Raw genomic sequence first — 17,237 nt, forward strand, 5'->3', positions numbered from 1 at the left:
GCTACTCTCCAAATAGGATTCCATGTTCGGCAAAACTGAAATATCCTCTTTCACTGGTAATAATATGGTCTATAATTGGAATCTGTAAAATCTTTGACGCTTCAATAAGCTCTTTGGTTGTGTCAATGTCTGTCTGAGATGGTTCAATCGTATTGCTTGGATGCGTATGAAAGAGCATTATCTTTGAAGCATTGGAAAGTATAGCTCCCTTAAATACCTCTCTAGGATGAGCTAATGTCATATTGACTGTACCTACCGAACATATCTCAAACGAATTGATTTCATTGACATTATTCATCATGATAACTCCAAAACATTCACGATCTGTATTATCAATAATATTGCTGATGGCTTCAAATGCTCTATCTGGATTTGTAATACCTTTGCTTTCATACTCAACTGTCTTTTCTCTACATATCTTCAATGATATAAAATCAACTTTTTTCTTCATCTTCTTTCATCTCCTTTACTCTTCTATAAAAGGTAGTCTTGCTGTAATTCAGCAATTTCATTGCCTGTACAGCAGTCATTTCGTTATTCTTCCATTTTTCATATATTTCATCAAATCTATCATTTCGAATTTTCTTTCTACCTTGATATTTACCATTAACCTTAGCTATGGCAATTCCCTCTTTTTGTCTTTGAAGAATGTAATCACGTTCTAGCTGAGCAACAGCCCCAAAAACAGTAAGCATAAACTTACCTGATGGTGTAGACGTGTCAATCCTTTCTTTCATGCTGACAAATTGCACTCCTTTAGCAACCAATTGATCGACCAGTTCCAACAAATCACGTGTATTACGTGCAAAACGACTGATTGATTCTACAACAACAATATCACCACTTCTAACAAAATCCATCATTTCCTTAAGCATAGGTCTTTCCTTATTTTTACCACTAATTTTATCAATAAATATTTTTTCAACATCCAGCTTCTTCATGATGACTTCCTGTCTTGCAATATTCTGTTCAACAGTTGATACTCTGATATATCCAATTTTCAAATTTATCACCACTTTTCATAAAACTTAATAAACAAAAAGCGTTCCACTAAGTCACAATTTTAAGTGGAACGTTCCAAAATACGTTATTCAACTTTAATGGTACAAAGAAAAAGTATACCACTAGGGTATACTCTAAAAGCACTATGCTCTACGTCTTTTTATAAAAAGATATCCAATAGCAATAGATGAAATTGCAATACCAATAATAGGCAATAATAATTGATTGCTATCTGCAGTTTGAACTGGTGTAGTTTCAATTTTTTGATTATCTTCAACTTTTAAATCTTCTATATTTGAATTATCTGCTTCATGTGATACTTCTATTGTAGGCAACTCCTTTTCAGCCAAGAAATATGTTGAACAATGAGTAATAACAAATTCAACATATCCATTTTTTACTTCGATACCTTGACTTGCTTTTTCAACTTCTTTTGTATCTTCATTATAATAATACAAGAATACATAATCACCATCTTTAAACTTATCACTTACATCTACTCTCATTGTAGCCATTGATGGTAAATTACCATGATGTGAAAATTGTAAGTAAAATTTACCTATATCTGAATTAATATTCTCTATTTCCTTTTCATAAATACTTTTAAATTCTATATTCAGATTAATATCTTTATCATAGTCTTCCTTAATCTCACTACCATCAAAACTCCATGAGTATTTTATTTTATCATTATCCACAATATTAAATGTAACTGTTTTTCCTGATGCCTTAATTTGATTAATAAGATTTTTACTTAAAGTATCTGCATCATTAATATTAACAATAATTTCATCGACATTTTCATCATTTAACAATTGAGAAATTTGACTTTCATCAATGTGATCTGATGAAATTGTTTCTACGTTATTTCTAATAGGTGTAGCTAAATTTGAATTTGTTGAAACAAATACAGTATTGGCATTTTTTTCTAAAGAAATCTGAATTGATAAATAGTTATCAGCATTAATACTAACTTTACCTGTTTCCTTTATAACACCAGTATTGTCATTGTATGAATATACATATAAATCTTTAAGATCATTTCCAACCATAGGATTATCTAAATTTTCATAACCTATAGAAGCAATTACAGAATATTCTGTATCTCCTAAAAAATGTTGTTGCTTTCCAATATTTTCATTAGCATTAAAAGAATAAAATACTAAATTATCTTCTTGTGTCACTTCTTTGATTTTTTTCTCATATGGTGAATTTTCTGTAAATGTCAAATCCACATCATTTTTTATAGTATTTGTATTCTCTGGTGCTAATTCCCAATAGGTACTATATTTATCATTATTAGTATTATAATTAACAGTAATACACTTATCATACTGATTTAAAGTTTCAATCAATTGATAAGGAATCTTACTTAGATAGTAAAATCTTATGGTATTAATATTGTCATTTTTTAATAATTCAGTAAAATATTCAACATTCAAATTATCATCATTAACATTATTTACTGTAACTACCCCATCACTAATCTGTAGAAATGAATCATATAGCAACCATGTCAGATTAGAAGATATCTGTTTTGGTAATTTATTTTTCAATTCAGTATCGCTTAACATATTGCCATAAAAACATACCCATCCAAAATCAGTACCATCATAATTGCCATTTGAATGTGGACATCCCATATCTGACAAATTAATTAATGATGTCAAATCTGGTATAGTTTTCAAATTATTATTATCCACCATTAAACCTTTTAAATTTTTAAATTTTTGCACTCCTTCAATACTTTCTAGAGCACAATCACTAGCAATTAAACCACCATTAATCGCACTTAACTCTTCTATACCGTCTAATGATTTAAGATTTTTATTGCCACTAATATCTAAATTGTAAATATTTCCATTATCAAAATAATGTATTCCTTTCAAAGAACGTATATCTCTATCGTTCATATGTAAAGATAAGCTAGTTTGATTGTTATTTTTTTGATCAATCTCGTTTTGCGTTAAAACGCTATCTTTATTTAAGTCATACGTTTCAACACCCCATTGATATAAATTTTTATCAGGTATCCCTGTTTCATCATTTCTAATGATATCACTATCTTCTGCATTGACATTAATAAATGAAGTACTAAATGGTATCATCAATGCTAGTGCCATAAATATTACGGCTATCTTTTTCATATGCTTCCCTCCTATAATTTTTTATACTAAACGATAATTATATCCATCTTATCTTTCTATATCTCCTTCTTTCTTCTAGCAAAATTATTTTATCACATATTGTCTTATTAATTCAACTTGTTCTATTAGTTTGTGTTTAATTTTTGGAATAATTTGTATGATAAACAATATACGAGGTGATTATTTATGCTCAATTCGACTATTGACTATGCCATGATTGGTAAAAGAATTAAAAATAAAAGAATGGAATCAGGTATTACTCAAGAAAAAATGTCTAATGATTTAAATTTATCTAATTATTATATTTCAAAGATAGAGAATGGTAAATCATGCCCTACACTAGACACATTATCAGTCATTGCTAACTATCTTGAATTAGACCTCGCATTTCTTATTACTGGAACATCTACGCTTGAAAAGAACTATTATTTGAAACAGCTTGATGAAATATGCTCTAAAGCTACAAATAAACAGCTTAATCTAATTATAAAGATTGCAAAAACTATACTTGAAGAATAGTTCCCCTTAGCAATTCATTTTGCTAAGGGGTTATTTTTTCTAATTTACTCTTTATTCTTTTACGTATATTAATAATTTTAAAATGATATTGATTTGCAACAATTCCTATGTACTGTGGTGACAAATCATGTTCTATCGAAGCTAATATACCTAATATTGCTTCTATTTCTTCAAGTTCATAGTATATTTGATCTAACTCTTGTTCATTCATATTCAGATTCCCTGATACCTAATCTTACACACTCATCATGAACAGTTGTATTTTCTCTTAGATATCTATCTCTTTCTATGATGGGAATTTTATTACCTAATTTTAATGATTTTAATTCAGATAATAATATATATCCCCATTCATTATATATAAGACTAACGTACCCAAATAATAACCAATCCCCATCCACAAGCCTTTTTCCACCAGTAATGAGCCATGTTCCTATACCATATGGATTGAAAAACCTAGCAATAACCTTAGAATGAAAAACAAGTTCTCTTTGACCATCAATGCCATACTTCAATAATTCTTCTTCTATTTCTTTTGTCAATAGTTTCATACTGCTGACTCTAGCTCCCCATAGTTTTCAATATGCTTGATTTTCTGTTGATTCAATATATCATACAGCTCATACTCATTTCCAATCATATAGACATCCTTATTCTGCTCAATTGCATAAGCAAGTGCCATGATATCTTCATTTGTATCATAGCATTGAGCCATCACAATTTTATCTGCTAGACCACTGACAATTCTATACGAAAAAGGAAGATACTTCTTTGGTGGCTCGACATAATAAGGATACTCACTAAAAACAAGTGTATTTATATTATCAACATCACCATAGAATGAAATACCTCTATCCATAATTTTTATAGTCTTAACTGCATAATCATCCAAAGAGCTTCTATGTGGCTTAACCAGTACAAACTCATCATCTTCTATCATATCATCAACAAATTGATTCAATAGTTCCTGTGTCGAATGATTGCTTTCTGGTGTTATTAAACACAGTGTCTTTTCATCTAACAAATCAATATTTCCCTTATAGAAAAGCACAAATGGTGGACAATTGATTTTCCTTAATCCTGAAGGATATTCCTCATCAAATATACTGATATACTGACAATCTAGCTGTTCCTTCATTTTACATAATGCTTCTCCATCAAACTTTTCCTTATTTGAAAGTGCATTATATATTCTATTGAAATCACCTTCATACTTCAATGCAAAATATAATACTAAATCTCTTATATTCATTTTTCTATCTTCCTTTCATCATAAAAATTAATGGGATTAGCTTCATGCTAATCCCTAACCATTATCTCTTTCAAAAATATAGACAGCAATAGCTGTCAGTATAGCAAAAACCATTTTACCCATTGCATTATCCTCCTAATAATTGAACTTAAATCTAAGACTTTTTGTATCTTTCATATAAGAATAATACAATTCTGCAAAGTTTTGTTTGAAACTCTTGGTATCAAATCTTCGACCAAGAATCTCCTTATAAATTACCTTCTCCCCATTCATTCCATGAAGTTCTTCTAAATTATACATCTGCATGTACTTCTTGATTTCACTTTCATGTTCCTTGATTTCTTTATCAATTTTTTCCTTTGCAATCTCTAATTGTTTAAGACTGCGAATAACGTTTTGAATATAAAGTTCACTCATTGCTTATTACCTCCTTCAATTTTATATTCATAGATATAATATATAATTGAAAGATTGAACTTTATCTTTATTACTCAACGTCCATATCGTTCTTTTATAAATCTGTTTAGATCATCTCTAGTAATACGATAACTTCTTTTAAATTTGATTGCATTCAATTCCTTGCTTCTTATATACCTTCTAATTGTCTGTTCTGAAATGTTAAGCATTACTGATACTTCCTCTACTGTCATCAATGGTTCATCCATAATATAAAACCTCCTATCATTTGATGTATATCTATATGTTTTATTGATTTTATACAATTAATATGAATCCACAGCATATTTTAATGATCATTTTCAAAATTAAAAAAGCTAATTTTTTTAGCTTAATTTAACATTTTTTAATACACCAGTAATGCTTATTCCATATCCCTATACTTTCTACATACTCATTATATAAAGTTATTCATAAAGATTATCTATTTTATTATTCTTTTTATAAACAATCCTAAAATCCCATTGCAAATTAGGTGTCATTTGATACAGGTTAGAAAGAATACCATGAGTTAGATATTTTTTATCAGCAATTCGTTTTCCTGTCATAAAATTAATAGAGTTGATTATAAAATGAACATGAATAGAATCATATTCATTATGTACAAAATACATGTTTTGAAATCCCTCTTCGAGTAATTGAAAACCTACATTTGACATGATCTGAATTCCCTCATAATTAGTAATAGGCTTATGATTGTGTCGTGTTCTAAATGTAATAATAATATGATGCAAAAGATTCCCTTCATTTCTTTGATATATTTTTTTTACAGCATTAAATCCATCAATAGCAGTCTGTGGTGTTCTTGTAATAATACCTTGACCTCCCCAAATTATTCTTTGCATAGGATTGTCCAAATCATCTTTGTCAGTTCTTAATGCATATGCAACAACATTTTCCAGTGCATCACTATTAAGATATTGTCTGTTTTTATATATTAGATTAGACATTGCATTTCCTCCAATTCCATTTGAATAGCTGTTCTTACTTCCTCATCACTTATACACTGTGAATCTTGTAATAGTCTTACTAAGCATGAAGAAAACTCTTTTCTCTTCACAATAAAACTTTCACCTTGTAAATATGAATCTACTAGATTATTCATCAAATAACTAAGTGTAACACCATTCTGTTGTGCTTTCAGTTGCATCTGTGCTTTCTTTTCCTGAGTTGTTTTAAAATCAATTCGTGCTACAATGCTTTTCTTCGCCATATTCTTTTCCTCCTTTTTATATCAGTCATATCCTATAAGGGATATGTAGCAAGTATGCGTAATGGTCGGACAATGACCATTATGATTAACACATACTTCTACTTATATGTTATGTATCATAATTAAATATTAATATTTAATATGAACAAAAAAATTATTATGAACATTAAAGATTAATTAATCTAATAATATCTAGTACTTAGTAACAATAAGAGTTATAATTATTACTAAAGGAGAGTGAATTATAAATGGATCATCAAACAATCGGTGTAGAAGTAGTTAGAAAATGATAGTAAATGTTACTATCATCTTTTATATTTCATATATTATTATGATAAAAATAATAAATAACTATAAGTGGACAAAAAAATGGACACAACTTATATGTTTTTATAAATAATTACATATAAAAAAATATTTAACTTAGTGCCAATAGGCTCCCATTATCATATTTTGGTACACAATTATTTAAACAAAAAAACGAAATGGATTTAGATTATGTAGAAGCATTGGAATACGGATTACCACCAACAGGTGGAATGGGTATGGGTATTGATAGACTCGTGATGTTATTAACTGGACAAGAATCTATCCAAGAAGTTATCTTATTCCCTCAAATGAAGCCAAGAAATAAATAGTGATAAAATCAAGACAATTTGAATTATCAATGAATTAATAATATAAATATAAGCATAAATTTATGATATGATAATACGAAACAATTCATGACTATTGATCATAAAGTTATGCTTTTTTGCTTAACTTTTATAACGGAATTTACTATAAAATCGTACTAAATTTTTATCAAATATATTTTATAAGAATGAATAGCGATACGTTAAAAGTATTTGTTATATTCATATTGTTTGTTATAATTAATAAAGAGATGAACAACAAGTACAAACATTTATAACAAATAGATTATTAGAAATTGCTGAACTAGAAGCCTTACCAAACATTAAGCAGATCAGGTTGGTTTTTGATGCTGATAAAGAAAAAGATATTCAAGTTTATAACGCTATTAAAAGATTACCTACTAAATTTTTTAAGATAGACATTATAATTTTCTTGTATGATTAAGAAACAAATATTGTTAAAGAAAAAATATTGAAATAGCTATTTCAATATTTATAAAGATTAGACTTTAAATGATGACATCTATTCATATAGGGTTTAAAATAAAATGTTTAATCCAAAATGGGACAGGAGTGAATGTACATATGAAAATTACTTTTTTTATTGGTAATGGTTTTGATTTAAAAATGGGTTTAAAATCTAGATATAAAGATTTTTATAATTATTTATTATCTCAAAATTATGAAAATATTATAGTAGATAAAATAAAAGATAATCCAGATGAATGGGCTGACTTTGAACTAGCTTGTGGGAAAGAACTAAGAAATATAACTATTGATAATATGGAAGAATTCATTGGGGCATTTGGGAATTTTAAAATAGAGTTTTCAAAATATCTATCAGAACAAGAGAAAGATATTAACTATGATCAATTATCGGATGAAATAGCTGATAAAACATGTAATTCAATAAATAATTTTTATAAAAGAACTGATTTGGCCAGATCTCAAAAATTAAGTTCTATAATCAATTCATGTAAACAGAAAGTCATTTTTAATTTTATAATTTTTAATTATACAAATCTTTTTCAAAATGTTATTGATATTACAACATCAAAATATAGCAGTGTAGGTTCTCATGAATATGGAGGAACAAAATATTTGCATTCCATAGGTGAATGTATAAAAATACATGGTTCTTTAAGTCAAGATATGATTATGGGAGTCAATGATAATACACAAATATATAATGAAGATTTAAAAAATAATAGAAAAATAAAAACAGTCTTTATTAAACCGTTTTTAAATGATCGATTAGGAAATTTAAAAAACGAAAAAGTATCTCAACTTATTAATGATAGTGAGATAATCTGTATTTATGGAATGTCTTTAGGAAACTCCGATAATTTTTGGTGGGGAAAAATATTACAGTGGCTGAAAAATTCTTCAAATCGTTATCTAGTGATTTTTAAATATTTGGGAGATGAATATTCTAATACTATTTTATCATATCAATCACTTATAAAAGAAGATGAAGATATAGATGATTTTTTAACAAGGTATAAAATGGATAATCAAGAAAAAGATAGGGTGTCTAGACAAATTATATTTAGCTATAATTCGGATTTATTTGATTTTCAATTAATAAATCAAAAAGCAGATAAAATACTAGTCTAGAAAAGTAAGATATTTATGTATAAAACAAAGAAAAATAATCATACTTGAAATTGAATAGATTCAGTGTTATAATCTATTCATAAATCGAGAAGCATTGTATCAAATGCAAAAAGGTAAGGAGTCGCATTCCTTACCTTTTCTAGTTTTTAGAGTGAACTTAACACTAGGCTAGTTATCGTTATAAATATCTGTCTAACCATTTGCATATGTAATATACAATTACCCCTGCCATGACAGAAATAATCAAATCGAGAAACATTGTATCACCTCCTTTCAAAGGGAGGAACGATAACAAATGCATTATATCAAATAATAATTTCTTTAACAATTTAATATTAAGAAATATTATGATGAAAAATAGATATCACTAGTTATATGAATATTTTCATAAAGTGGCATACATTTTGGCATACAAAACGAAGTAATTAAATATAAAATCTACAAATTTTTCCTTTTTTTCTATATTCATTAACACACAAAAATACGTAAAAACATATATAAAAATTATATATGGATTGAAATGGATTTAGATTATGTAGAAGCTTTGGAATACGGATTACCTCCAACAGGTGGAATGGGTATGGGTATTGATAGACTTGTTATGTTATTAACTGGTCAAGAATCTATCCAAGAAGTTATCTTGTTCCCTCAGATGAAACCAAGAAATAAATAGCGATAAAAACAAGATAATTTAAATTTGAAAATCAAAAAAACAAATACTTTTTCATCTGATATACTATAAGTAATCTTAATCAAGTAAATGCATAACAATATTCTGTAAAAAATTATTAAAAGTAATCATACTTGAGATTAGGTAGGTTACATGTTATAATCTGCTTGTAAATCAGATAGCATTGTACCAAATGCAAATAGGTAAGGATTGTGACTCCTTACCTTTTTAGTTTTTAGAGCGAACTTAACACTAGGCTAGTTATCGTTAAAAGTGACTGTCTAACCATTCGCATATCTAATATACAATGACCTTTACCATAACAGAAATAATTGAATTAAACATTATTATATCACCCAATGTTGTTAGATTGGTAACAATAAAGAAAATGATTAATAAATATGCTCTATAAGCATAGGGAATGGCATAAAAGAAGTATTTGGTTATTTATAATAAATTTGATATAATCAATATGAGGTGATATTGATGACTAAACATTTATATTTGATGAGACATGGAGAAACGCTATTTAATAAAAGAAGAAAAATACAGGGTTGGTGTGACTCCCCTTTAACCAAAACTGGCATCTTGCAGGCCAAAGCAGCAAAGAAATGTTTAAAAGATATTTCATTTGATCATTACTATAGTTCTACATCTGAAAGATGTTGTGATACATTAGAAATTATTATCGGACAGGATACACCCTATAAAAGATTAAAACAACTTAAAGAAAGAAATTTTGGTGATTTTGAAGGAGAAAGTGAAGATTTAAACCCAAAGCGTTGGAGTGAATTCAATTATGATGACTTATTCCCTCATTATGGTGGAGAATATACGCATGATGTTGTAGAAAGAATGTCAAAATGTTTACTTGAAATCATGGAAAATGACGATCATCAAAATGTTTTAGCTGTATCTCATGGTGGTGCCTGTTATTCCTTCTTAAGTTCAGTAACTGATCCAAATATAGTAAGGGATAATGGCGGTTTCACTAATTGCTGTATTTTACACTTTGAATATAACGATGGAAAATTTAAATATATTGATATCTTAAGACCAGAATTCAGTTAGTAATCGTACTCTATTATTAAAGCAGGACAAAATAGTCCTGTTTTATTATTCATGAAATCTATCATATTTATCAAACTATTCTTTAAGCATCATTATAAAAACGTTTCTTGTCTATATCATCATTATTTTAACTTGTTGGTGTATATGATATAATTATTATAACAATGACATTCAAAAAGAGAGGACTTGAACAACCATGAAACAAATTGATCCCTATTCCTATCAATGTGGTGTTATTGATTGTTTTAATGAAATGGTCAAAGCTGGTATAAAAAATATAGCTTTAGCTCATCCTTGTACTACCAAAGAAGAAAGAGATAGCTATATTCCTTTTGTGGAAACTATCACAAATCAATATCAAACTTATTATTATTTGGATGATGATCCTTTAATTACTGATTTATTTCCTTATTCACTCAATAGAAAAACATATAATATTATTTTTTATAAAGAAAAGAAATATATAGAAGAATATATTGCATTAAAAGAACACAAAAGGCAATCTATTATAAATCAACAATATTCTCAGTTAAGAACAGAAATCGCTTATGAATTTGGTCATCTGTTAAGTTATTCAGATCAAACGATTGAACAATATATAAATATGAACAATGAAAAGGAAAATGATGAAGGAGAGGTATCATATGACCACTGAAAATTATTTAGTCATTATTATTGGATTCGTAGTTATAGCCACTGGAATTTATCATTATTTATCTCAGAAGCCTCTTACAATTTATCATAACATTCGCCCTATACTTGCCAAAAATATAACAGATGTTGCTAAACATAATCATGCCACTGCACTATTATTGTTTATATATGGATTGATTTTCATTTTAGAAGGCGTTATTTTCGACCAAACAGTTGTTCTTCATATAGCCATTTTCACTGCTGTACCTGGAATGTTTGTTGTTATGGCCATTTATGAATTTTTTATAAGGAGAAAATATTCAAAAAGGTAAGGTAAGTGATTATGCTTACCATTTTTTTATAGATCATATATTTATATACTTCATCAATTCAAAATTTTTATAATAGTTCTATTATTTAATTATCAAAATAGTAGCAATTTATTTGAAAATATGTTCTTAAGCCAAATAAAAAGAGATTTTCTAAATGATGATTAAACTCAACATTTCTAAAATCTCCTATTTATATATTTTGATGATTTTTATATTTTAGAAACACACACTACATGCTGTGTATCCTTCATTTTTAGCTTCACTTAAAGAAATTGCAATTTGACTTTTTCTTAAATAACGACAACCAGCACGATGATATTTACTACCGGTTTTTTGTAATATAAACTGTTTCTCCAATATTCGTATTTGATGATTGTGTTGTTCTATTTGTTGAAGAATGATGTGTTGTATGATGAGAAGATGTCGTTGATTTCTTTTGTGTAGATGGGACGGTAATATGACATGTTTGTGTATGTCCATCTACAGTGGCACTTATAGTTGCAGAACCTGCTTTTAATGCAGATATATGTCCTGCTTCATCTACAGTCACAACATCTGGATTACTTGATGAATATGTAATAGCATGATGACTGTTCGTTGTGAGTTTTAATGTTTGTGTTTCATTTGGTTTCAAAGTCATTGTAGTCTTTGAAGCTTTTAAAGTCACTTCTTCAATTGTGACAGGTATATCTATTGTTGATTGATTTTGATATTGATCTTTGACAATAGCTTTGGCTATGTATTTTCCAGGTGTGTTGTAATTCACGTCATCATCATTAATCGTGATGTCACATTTTGATAAATCTTGTATAGATAAACATCTCTCATAATCAATAGTATGATTTTGTAAAGCTGTTGCCTCTTTTTGTAATTGTAACTGAGGAGCAGTTGTATCTTCGACTGAGACATGCAACGTTTCCTTCTTATCTCCCAATTGGAAATCAATTGTATAATTTCCAACATCTAAGATATCTTTAAAATCATCTATATCCTGACTGCTGTATTCAATGTTTGCAATATCACCATCAGTATCAATAAAATCATCAAATTGATTTGGTAAAGTTTCTCCATATTCTAAAGTTAATGTATCTTTGATTAAATGAAAATCTTGCCTATTCCATAAAATAATACCTATAATGCATACAATAACAAATATACCTAAAATTGGTAAAACAATTTTCTTTTTTATTTCCCCATAATCTTTTCCCCTATCTTTCCTCAAAAACTGCTTTATCACCTGTATGTAAATAAATGCGATATTTTTCTATAATCTCTTCTAATTCATTATATGTATTGACTTTAGAGAGATGATTCTTAATAGCACTTGCTGATTTTAAACCTTTGATATACCATGGAGCATGCCCTCGCATTTGTCTCATAGCATTTTTTTCGCCCTCAACACTCATCAATCTTTTAGCATGTGATAAGCATTGATTGAGTTTTTCATCCATTGTTGGTTCTTCTAATAAAACTCCATTTTCAACATAAGCAACCATCTGTTGAATAACCCATGGATTCCCAAGTGCTGCTCTTCCAACCATCACAGCATCACAACCTGTTTCTTCCAACATACGTTTTGCATCTTGAGCCGTTTTGACATCTCCATTACCAATAACGGGAATAGAGACAGCTTCTTTCACCTGTCTGATATAGTCCCAGTTGGCATGACCTTCGTACATTTGTGAACGTGTTCTTCCATGTACAGCAATAGCACTCGCTCCTGCTTTTTCAATCAATTTTGCAATTTCTACACAGTTAATAGAATCAAAGTCATAGCCAATACGTATCTTAACAGTCACTGGCTTGCTGACAGCTTCCACCACATTTTTAACAATATCATAAACCAAATCTGGATACTGCAACAAATAACTTCCTGCATGAGCTTTTAAAACTTTCTGAACAGGACATCCCATATTAATATCAATAATATCACAGTTTGAATGTTCGTCTACAAACTTGGCTGCTTTGACCATGGAATCTACATCCCCACCAAATATCTGTATACTGACCGGATGTTCATCTTCATCAATCGTCAACATTTCGATCGTTTTTTGATTACCATAACACAAGGCTTTATCACTAACCATTTCACTAACGACTAGCCCAGCTCCAAATTCTTTAATAATCTTTCTAAACGCAACATTTGTGATACCAGCCATAGGCGCCATAATAATTCTATTTTTAATTTCTATATTTCCAATTTTCATTTTTTTCACCATAACACAATATAACATACTTTCTTGAAAATACAAAGACAAATACTTGATATAGTATAAAACATAGGAGGCGATAAAGAATAAATTTTCCATTGGCAATGTAATATTTTCCCTCTCCCATTCAAAATACATTGTTAGTAATAAACAAATGCGATTCTCATCAAAAGAATCGTATTTTTTGTTATAATGATGATTGAGGTGATCATGATGGAAAAACACATAAAAGTGGGTGTAGGTGTTATGATTATTCATGATAATCAAATACTCATGGGACATAGAAATGCTCATTATGAAGATACAGGTGGTATCTATCAACCTGATTGCTGGTGTCTACCAGGTGGCAAACAGGAATTTGATGAAACAATATATGAATGTGCAAAAAGAGAAGTCAAAGAAGAAACAAATCTTCATATTGATGATTTACATATTGTTAATGTTGTTGATGATTTCCAAAAAGATAAACATTTTGTAACGATTCATGTTATGGCCAAAAAATATGATGGTAAGCTCCAAGTTATGGAACCTGATAAACAAGATGAATGGCGCTGGTTTTCATTAAATGAGTTACCTAAAAATATTTATTTACCCTCACTCAAATTTATTGAATTTTATTTGAATAAAAATAAAAGATCTGTCAACCATATAAACAGATAACTTACACTTTCCCCTCTATTTTTCCTCCCCAATATAAAATAGATGTAAGTTATCAAAGTTATATTCCTAATATTGGTAAACCCCAAAAAGAGAAGGCACCTTCCCCTTGTGCCTTCTTTTTTTATAAAAATTTATCTTTATCTATATGACTTTTCATTTTATATCATTATTTGAAAAGTGATTACAAATTGGCTATTTTTCTGACTGTATTTGCTGTTCTTATCGTTAGTTTTGAACTGATATTTGCACTTGCTGTCTTGGACCACCAATTTGTTTTTTGATAATCTTTACGACTAAAAGACCAAAATATCACTTCTTTATAATTCTCTATCTTTTCTAATTCTTTTTTTGGTTCCCCAATTTCATTATAGACGTCCAAGAATTTTGCTGGTGGTATAATAAAAATAAGATTATCATAAATATCTTTGTTATTATTGCCCCACCATTGAGGTGAATTGTGTAAAATATCTAGAAGATCTTGTTTTGATATAACAAAAACAGAAATGTCTAAATGAAACTGATTGTGAATCATGAGTTCAATTTGATTTGTCAACTTCTTTATATCATCTTCGTGACTAGAAAAAATAACATTTCCACTATTAAGATAAGTCTTAACATCTTCAAATGCAAGTTGTTCAAAACCTTCTTTTAATGCTGGCATAAAGACTTTATTTTTTCCACTTACATTGATTCCTCTCAATAAGGCAACATATCTTTTCATATTCTTCATCGCCTCTATAAATTAGGATTTATTTCTCTAATATTCTTTTCAAATCCATAACAAACTGTGTTTGCTGTTTTTTTAAATATGATTTTACAAATGGCTTCATATAGAATTTCTTTGCTGTTACCTGTTCTGTAAAATCAATCTCCGTTTTATCGTCTATGGAAGTGAAAATGCCAATCCAATATCCTTTCATATTGCTATTTTCCATATCAAATTCCCAGCGCTTATGTGGTTCTACAACAGTGATAGTAAAAGTGGTGGGATAGCCGTTTTTGGTATATTCAATAAATTGTTCTTCATTTATTACTTCCGTTTTACTTAAATCACTTCGCCATTGAGTATATTTATCAACTGCTAAAACAGTTTCCCAAACTTTATGAATATTACTATCAATGCTGTCTTTTATATTTGAAATTGTCATTTTTTGCACTTCCTCTCAAATTATAATTTTTATTGAATATATTCCAATAATGGTCTTAGATATTCCTTATCAGTCCAATCACATTTTTCTCCTACTGCACTCATGAGTGCTTTCATCCAAGGTTCATAAGTGCTAGGATCTTTCTTTGCTATAGCTTTTTGTAACATTTTGCATAAAGTTCTATCTTTCAATGACATTTTTTCTTCATCCCAAGCACCTCTCGCATAAAATGTTGGTACATTTTTTAAATCTTCTTTAAGATTATGTGCTTTTACTTCATTAAATGCTTTCTTGTCAAATGGTGATGCACCAACACATAGTATAGCTATTTTTTTATTTTTTAATAAATGATAGTTTTTCCTAAGAAATGATAAACCTGCTATACCAGAAGCATAGATACCACCACATAATACAATTGTATTATATTTTTCTATATCTTTTATCTTTGCATGTGGTGTTTCTATATAATCAAATTGAGTTTCTTCAATTAACCAATTGACATATTTTTTTGTTGATCCATACTTTGATTGATAAATGATAATACCATTTTCCATATTTTCATCTCACTTTCTCATAACGCATTTTCATGATAAATTATATTTTACAATACAATTATATCAGGAATATATCACACAATCATTTCTTTTCAGCTTCTAACAAACTATTATCTCCAAAATTTTTTGTATCATCAAATAGTCGTAAGACATTCTATGATTTCACAACATAAAAAAAGAATATCCTACTGGATATCCTCTAATAATGATTTTAATTCATCTTCACTAAAAGTATACTTTGAATTACAGAACTGACATGTCATTTCACAACCATGATCTTCATCAATCATGGCTTGTATTTCATCTTTTCCTACTGTCATTAATGCATTTCTCATTTTATCTTTTGAACAGTCACATTCAAAAGATAAGTCTTGCGTATCTAATATTTCAACATCTTCAAAAATCATTTTTAATATTTCTTCAGGTGTATGACCTTCATTTAATAAAGCAGAAACCGCTGGGAAATTTCTCATTTTATCTTCAATATAAGAAATATCTTCATCACTGGCTTCAGGTAAAAGTTGGATAATAAATCCACCACTAGATAAGATTTCATTTGTTGTATCAACAAGAACACCTAATGAAACGACAGATGGCACCTGTTCTGATACCATAAAATAATAAGAAAAATCTTCACCAATTTCACCTGTCTGGATAGGTACAGTCCCAACAAATGGTTCTTTTAATCCCATATCCTTAATCACTTGTAAAGTTCCCTGATTTCCTACAGCTAAACCAACACCGAGTTTACCTGTATCTTCATAAGTATAATGAACATGTGGATTTCCAACAAAAGCTTTAATTTTCCCATCACTATGTGTACATGCCATTAATGTGCCAATAGATCCACCACCGTTCATTGTAACGGTCATTTTCTCATGATTTTTATTCATCGCTCCAAGCATCAAAGTGGCTGACATCAAACGTCCTAAAGTTGCTGAAGCTGTTGGCCATAAGTCATGCTTTTGTCTTGCTGTTTCTAATAAATGCTGTGTTGTACATGCGAATACACGACAGTTTTTTGATTGTACTAAACCTCTCACTAAATAATCTTTCATCTTTTAACCTCCTAGCGCAAAGTAACCAATTAACGGAATAACCATAGACGCAATAATAAT

22 protein-coding genes and 2 pseudogenes are annotated in these 17,237 nt (G+C 28.8%); 8 read left to right on the plus strand and 16 right to left on the minus strand.

All coding sequences use genetic code 11. From position 1 onward, the window contains the following. Position 1: 1 nt before the first annotated feature. From B5E87_RS05305 to B5E87_RS05315, 3 genes are all read right to left on the minus strand, one after another. Positions 2-451 (minus strand): JAB domain-containing protein, encoded by a 450-nt coding sequence (locus B5E87_RS05305; RefSeq protein ID WP_087243889.1) that lies wholly within the window; start codon positions 449-451, stop codon positions 2-4. Further along, the gene (locus B5E87_RS05310) at positions 435-1,004 is read right to left on the minus strand and encodes a recombinase family protein (RefSeq protein WP_087243890.1); all 570 of its coding nucleotides are present in this window, start codon (positions 1,002-1,004) and stop codon (positions 435-437) included. The genes B5E87_RS05305 and B5E87_RS05310 overlap by 17 nt, the downstream gene beginning before the upstream one ends. Before the next feature lie 141 nt (positions 1,005-1,145). Next, on the minus strand, positions 1,146-3,149 hold the full coding sequence (locus B5E87_RS05315) for an LPXTG cell wall anchor domain-containing protein (protein WP_087243891.1): 2,004 nt from the start codon (positions 3,147-3,149) through the stop codon (positions 1,146-1,148). A 186-nt stretch (positions 3,150-3,335) separates the two neighbouring features. On the opposite strand from B5E87_RS05315, the gene B5E87_RS05320 reads away from it, so the two are divergent. Further along, positions 3,336-3,668, plus strand: a complete 333-nt coding sequence (locus B5E87_RS05320; RefSeq protein ID WP_087243892.1) for a helix-turn-helix domain-containing protein — start codon at positions 3,336-3,338, stop codon at positions 3,666-3,668. Positions 3,669-3,690: 22 nt separating this feature from the next. On the opposite strand, the gene B5E87_RS05325 is transcribed toward B5E87_RS05320, so the two are convergent. The 7 genes from B5E87_RS05325 to B5E87_RS05355 all read right to left on the minus strand — a co-directional run bounded on the left by B5E87_RS05325 (position 3,691) and on the right by B5E87_RS05355 (position 6,589). Continuing rightward, positions 3,691-3,879: a hypothetical protein gene (locus tag B5E87_RS05325; RefSeq protein ID WP_087243893.1), complete on the minus strand. Its 189-nt coding sequence runs from the start codon at positions 3,877-3,879 to the stop codon at positions 3,691-3,693. Continuing rightward, positions 3,872-4,219: a DUF2958 domain-containing protein gene (locus B5E87_RS05330; RefSeq protein WP_087243894.1), complete on the minus strand. Its 348-nt coding sequence runs from the start codon at positions 4,217-4,219 to the stop codon at positions 3,872-3,874. The genes B5E87_RS05325 and B5E87_RS05330 overlap by 8 nt, the downstream gene beginning before the upstream one ends. Continuing rightward, a complete protein-coding gene (locus tag B5E87_RS05335) occupies positions 4,216-4,920 on the minus strand; it encodes a DNA-processing protein DprA (protein ID WP_087243895.1) in 705 nt (234 codons plus the stop codon). Before B5E87_RS05335 ends, B5E87_RS05330 begins: the two co-directional genes overlap by 4 nt. A 135-nt stretch (positions 4,921-5,055) precedes the next feature. Further along, positions 5,056-5,337, minus strand: a complete 282-nt coding sequence (locus B5E87_RS05340) for a hypothetical protein (protein WP_087243896.1) — start codon at positions 5,335-5,337, stop codon at positions 5,056-5,058. A gap of 74 nt (positions 5,338-5,411) precedes the next feature. Beyond that, the gene (locus B5E87_RS05345; protein WP_087243897.1) at positions 5,412-5,585 is read right to left on the minus strand and encodes a helix-turn-helix domain-containing protein; all 174 of its coding nucleotides are present in this window, start codon (positions 5,583-5,585) and stop codon (positions 5,412-5,414) included. A gap of 198 nt (positions 5,586-5,783) precedes the next feature. Then, entirely contained in the window at positions 5,784-6,326 is a 543-nt protein-coding gene (locus B5E87_RS05350) for a relaxase/mobilization nuclease domain-containing protein (RefSeq protein ID WP_087243898.1), read from the minus strand. Continuing rightward, on the minus strand, positions 6,314-6,589 hold the full coding sequence (locus tag B5E87_RS05355; RefSeq protein WP_087243899.1) for a hypothetical protein: 276 nt from the start codon (positions 6,587-6,589) through the stop codon (positions 6,314-6,316). Before B5E87_RS05355 ends, B5E87_RS05350 begins: the two co-directional genes overlap by 13 nt. A gap of 473 nt (positions 6,590-7,062) precedes the next feature. Here B5E87_RS05355 and B5E87_RS05360 point away from each other — a divergent pair. The 6 genes and pseudogenes from B5E87_RS05360 to B5E87_RS05385 all read left to right on the plus strand — a co-directional run. Further along, a pseudogene (locus B5E87_RS05360) lies at positions 7,063-7,227 on the plus strand (amino acid--tRNA ligase-related protein); the annotation flags it as partial. Positions 7,228-7,809: 582 nt separating this feature from the next. Further along, positions 7,810-8,841, plus strand: a complete 1,032-nt coding sequence (locus B5E87_RS05365) for an AbiH family protein (protein ID WP_158095560.1) — start codon at positions 7,810-7,812, stop codon at positions 8,839-8,841. A 517-nt stretch (positions 8,842-9,358) separates the two neighbouring features. After that, positions 9,359-9,514 (plus strand): annotated as a pseudogene (locus B5E87_RS05370) (amino acid--tRNA ligase-related protein); the annotation flags it as partial. A 483-nt stretch (positions 9,515-9,997) separates the two neighbouring features. Further along, positions 9,998-10,582 (plus strand): histidine phosphatase family protein, encoded by a 585-nt coding sequence (locus B5E87_RS05375; RefSeq protein ID WP_087243901.1) that lies wholly within the window; start codon positions 9,998-10,000, stop codon positions 10,580-10,582. 196 nt (positions 10,583-10,778) lie between these two features. Next, positions 10,779-11,237 (plus strand): hypothetical protein, encoded by a 459-nt coding sequence (locus B5E87_RS05380; protein WP_087243902.1) that lies wholly within the window; start codon positions 10,779-10,781, stop codon positions 11,235-11,237. Next, positions 11,227-11,547 (plus strand): hypothetical protein, encoded by a 321-nt coding sequence (locus B5E87_RS05385; RefSeq protein ID WP_087243903.1) that lies wholly within the window; start codon positions 11,227-11,229, stop codon positions 11,545-11,547. Before B5E87_RS05380 ends, B5E87_RS05385 begins: the two co-directional genes overlap by 11 nt. 322 nt (positions 11,548-11,869) lie before the next feature. Here B5E87_RS05385 and B5E87_RS05390 read toward each other — a convergent pair whose 3' ends face one another. Beyond that, positions 11,870-12,769 carry an Ig-like domain-containing protein gene (locus B5E87_RS05390; RefSeq protein WP_087243904.1) on the minus strand — a complete coding sequence of 300 codons (900 nt, stop codon included), beginning with the start codon at positions 12,767-12,769 and terminating at the stop codon, positions 11,870-11,872. Further along, entirely contained in the window at positions 12,756-13,754 is a 999-nt protein-coding gene (gene dusB / locus B5E87_RS05395) for a tRNA dihydrouridine synthase DusB (protein WP_087243930.1), read from the minus strand. The genes B5E87_RS05390 and dusB overlap by 14 nt, the downstream gene beginning before the upstream one ends. 216 nt (positions 13,755-13,970) lie before the next feature. Here dusB and B5E87_RS05400 point away from each other — a divergent pair, with 216 nt between their 5' ends. Next, positions 13,971-14,417: a nucleotide triphosphate diphosphatase NUDT15 gene (locus B5E87_RS05400; RefSeq protein WP_087243905.1), complete on the plus strand. Its 447-nt coding sequence runs from the start codon at positions 13,971-13,973 to the stop codon at positions 14,415-14,417. A 181-nt stretch (positions 14,418-14,598) separates the two neighbouring features. Here the strand turns inward: B5E87_RS05400 and B5E87_RS05405 are convergent, their stop codons facing one another. The 4 genes from B5E87_RS05405 to hslO form a co-directional block, all read right to left on the minus strand. Continuing rightward, complete coding sequence (locus tag B5E87_RS05405) at positions 14,599-15,138, minus strand: DUF1697 domain-containing protein (RefSeq protein ID WP_087243906.1); 540 nt, start codon at positions 15,136-15,138, stop codon at positions 14,599-14,601. A 28-nt stretch (positions 15,139-15,166) separates the two neighbouring features. Then, complete coding sequence (locus tag B5E87_RS05410) at positions 15,167-15,565, minus strand: SRPBCC family protein (protein ID WP_087243907.1); 399 nt, start codon at positions 15,563-15,565, stop codon at positions 15,167-15,169. Between the two features lie 29 nt (positions 15,566-15,594). After that, positions 15,595-16,119: a flavodoxin domain-containing protein gene (locus B5E87_RS05415; protein ID WP_087243908.1), complete on the minus strand. Its 525-nt coding sequence runs from the start codon at positions 16,117-16,119 to the stop codon at positions 15,595-15,597. A gap of 185 nt (positions 16,120-16,304) precedes the next feature. Then, positions 16,305-17,177: an Hsp33 family molecular chaperone HslO gene (hslO, locus tag B5E87_RS05420; RefSeq protein WP_087243909.1), complete on the minus strand. Its 873-nt coding sequence runs from the start codon at positions 17,175-17,177 to the stop codon at positions 16,305-16,307. Between the last annotated feature and the right edge of the window lie 60 nt (positions 17,178-17,237).

It is taken from the genome of Massilimicrobiota sp. An142 (genome assembly GCF_002160725.1).
GTDB classification, from domain to species: domain Bacteria; phylum Bacillota_I; class Bacilli_A; order Erysipelotrichales; family Coprobacillaceae; genus Allocoprobacillus; species Allocoprobacillus merdigallinarum.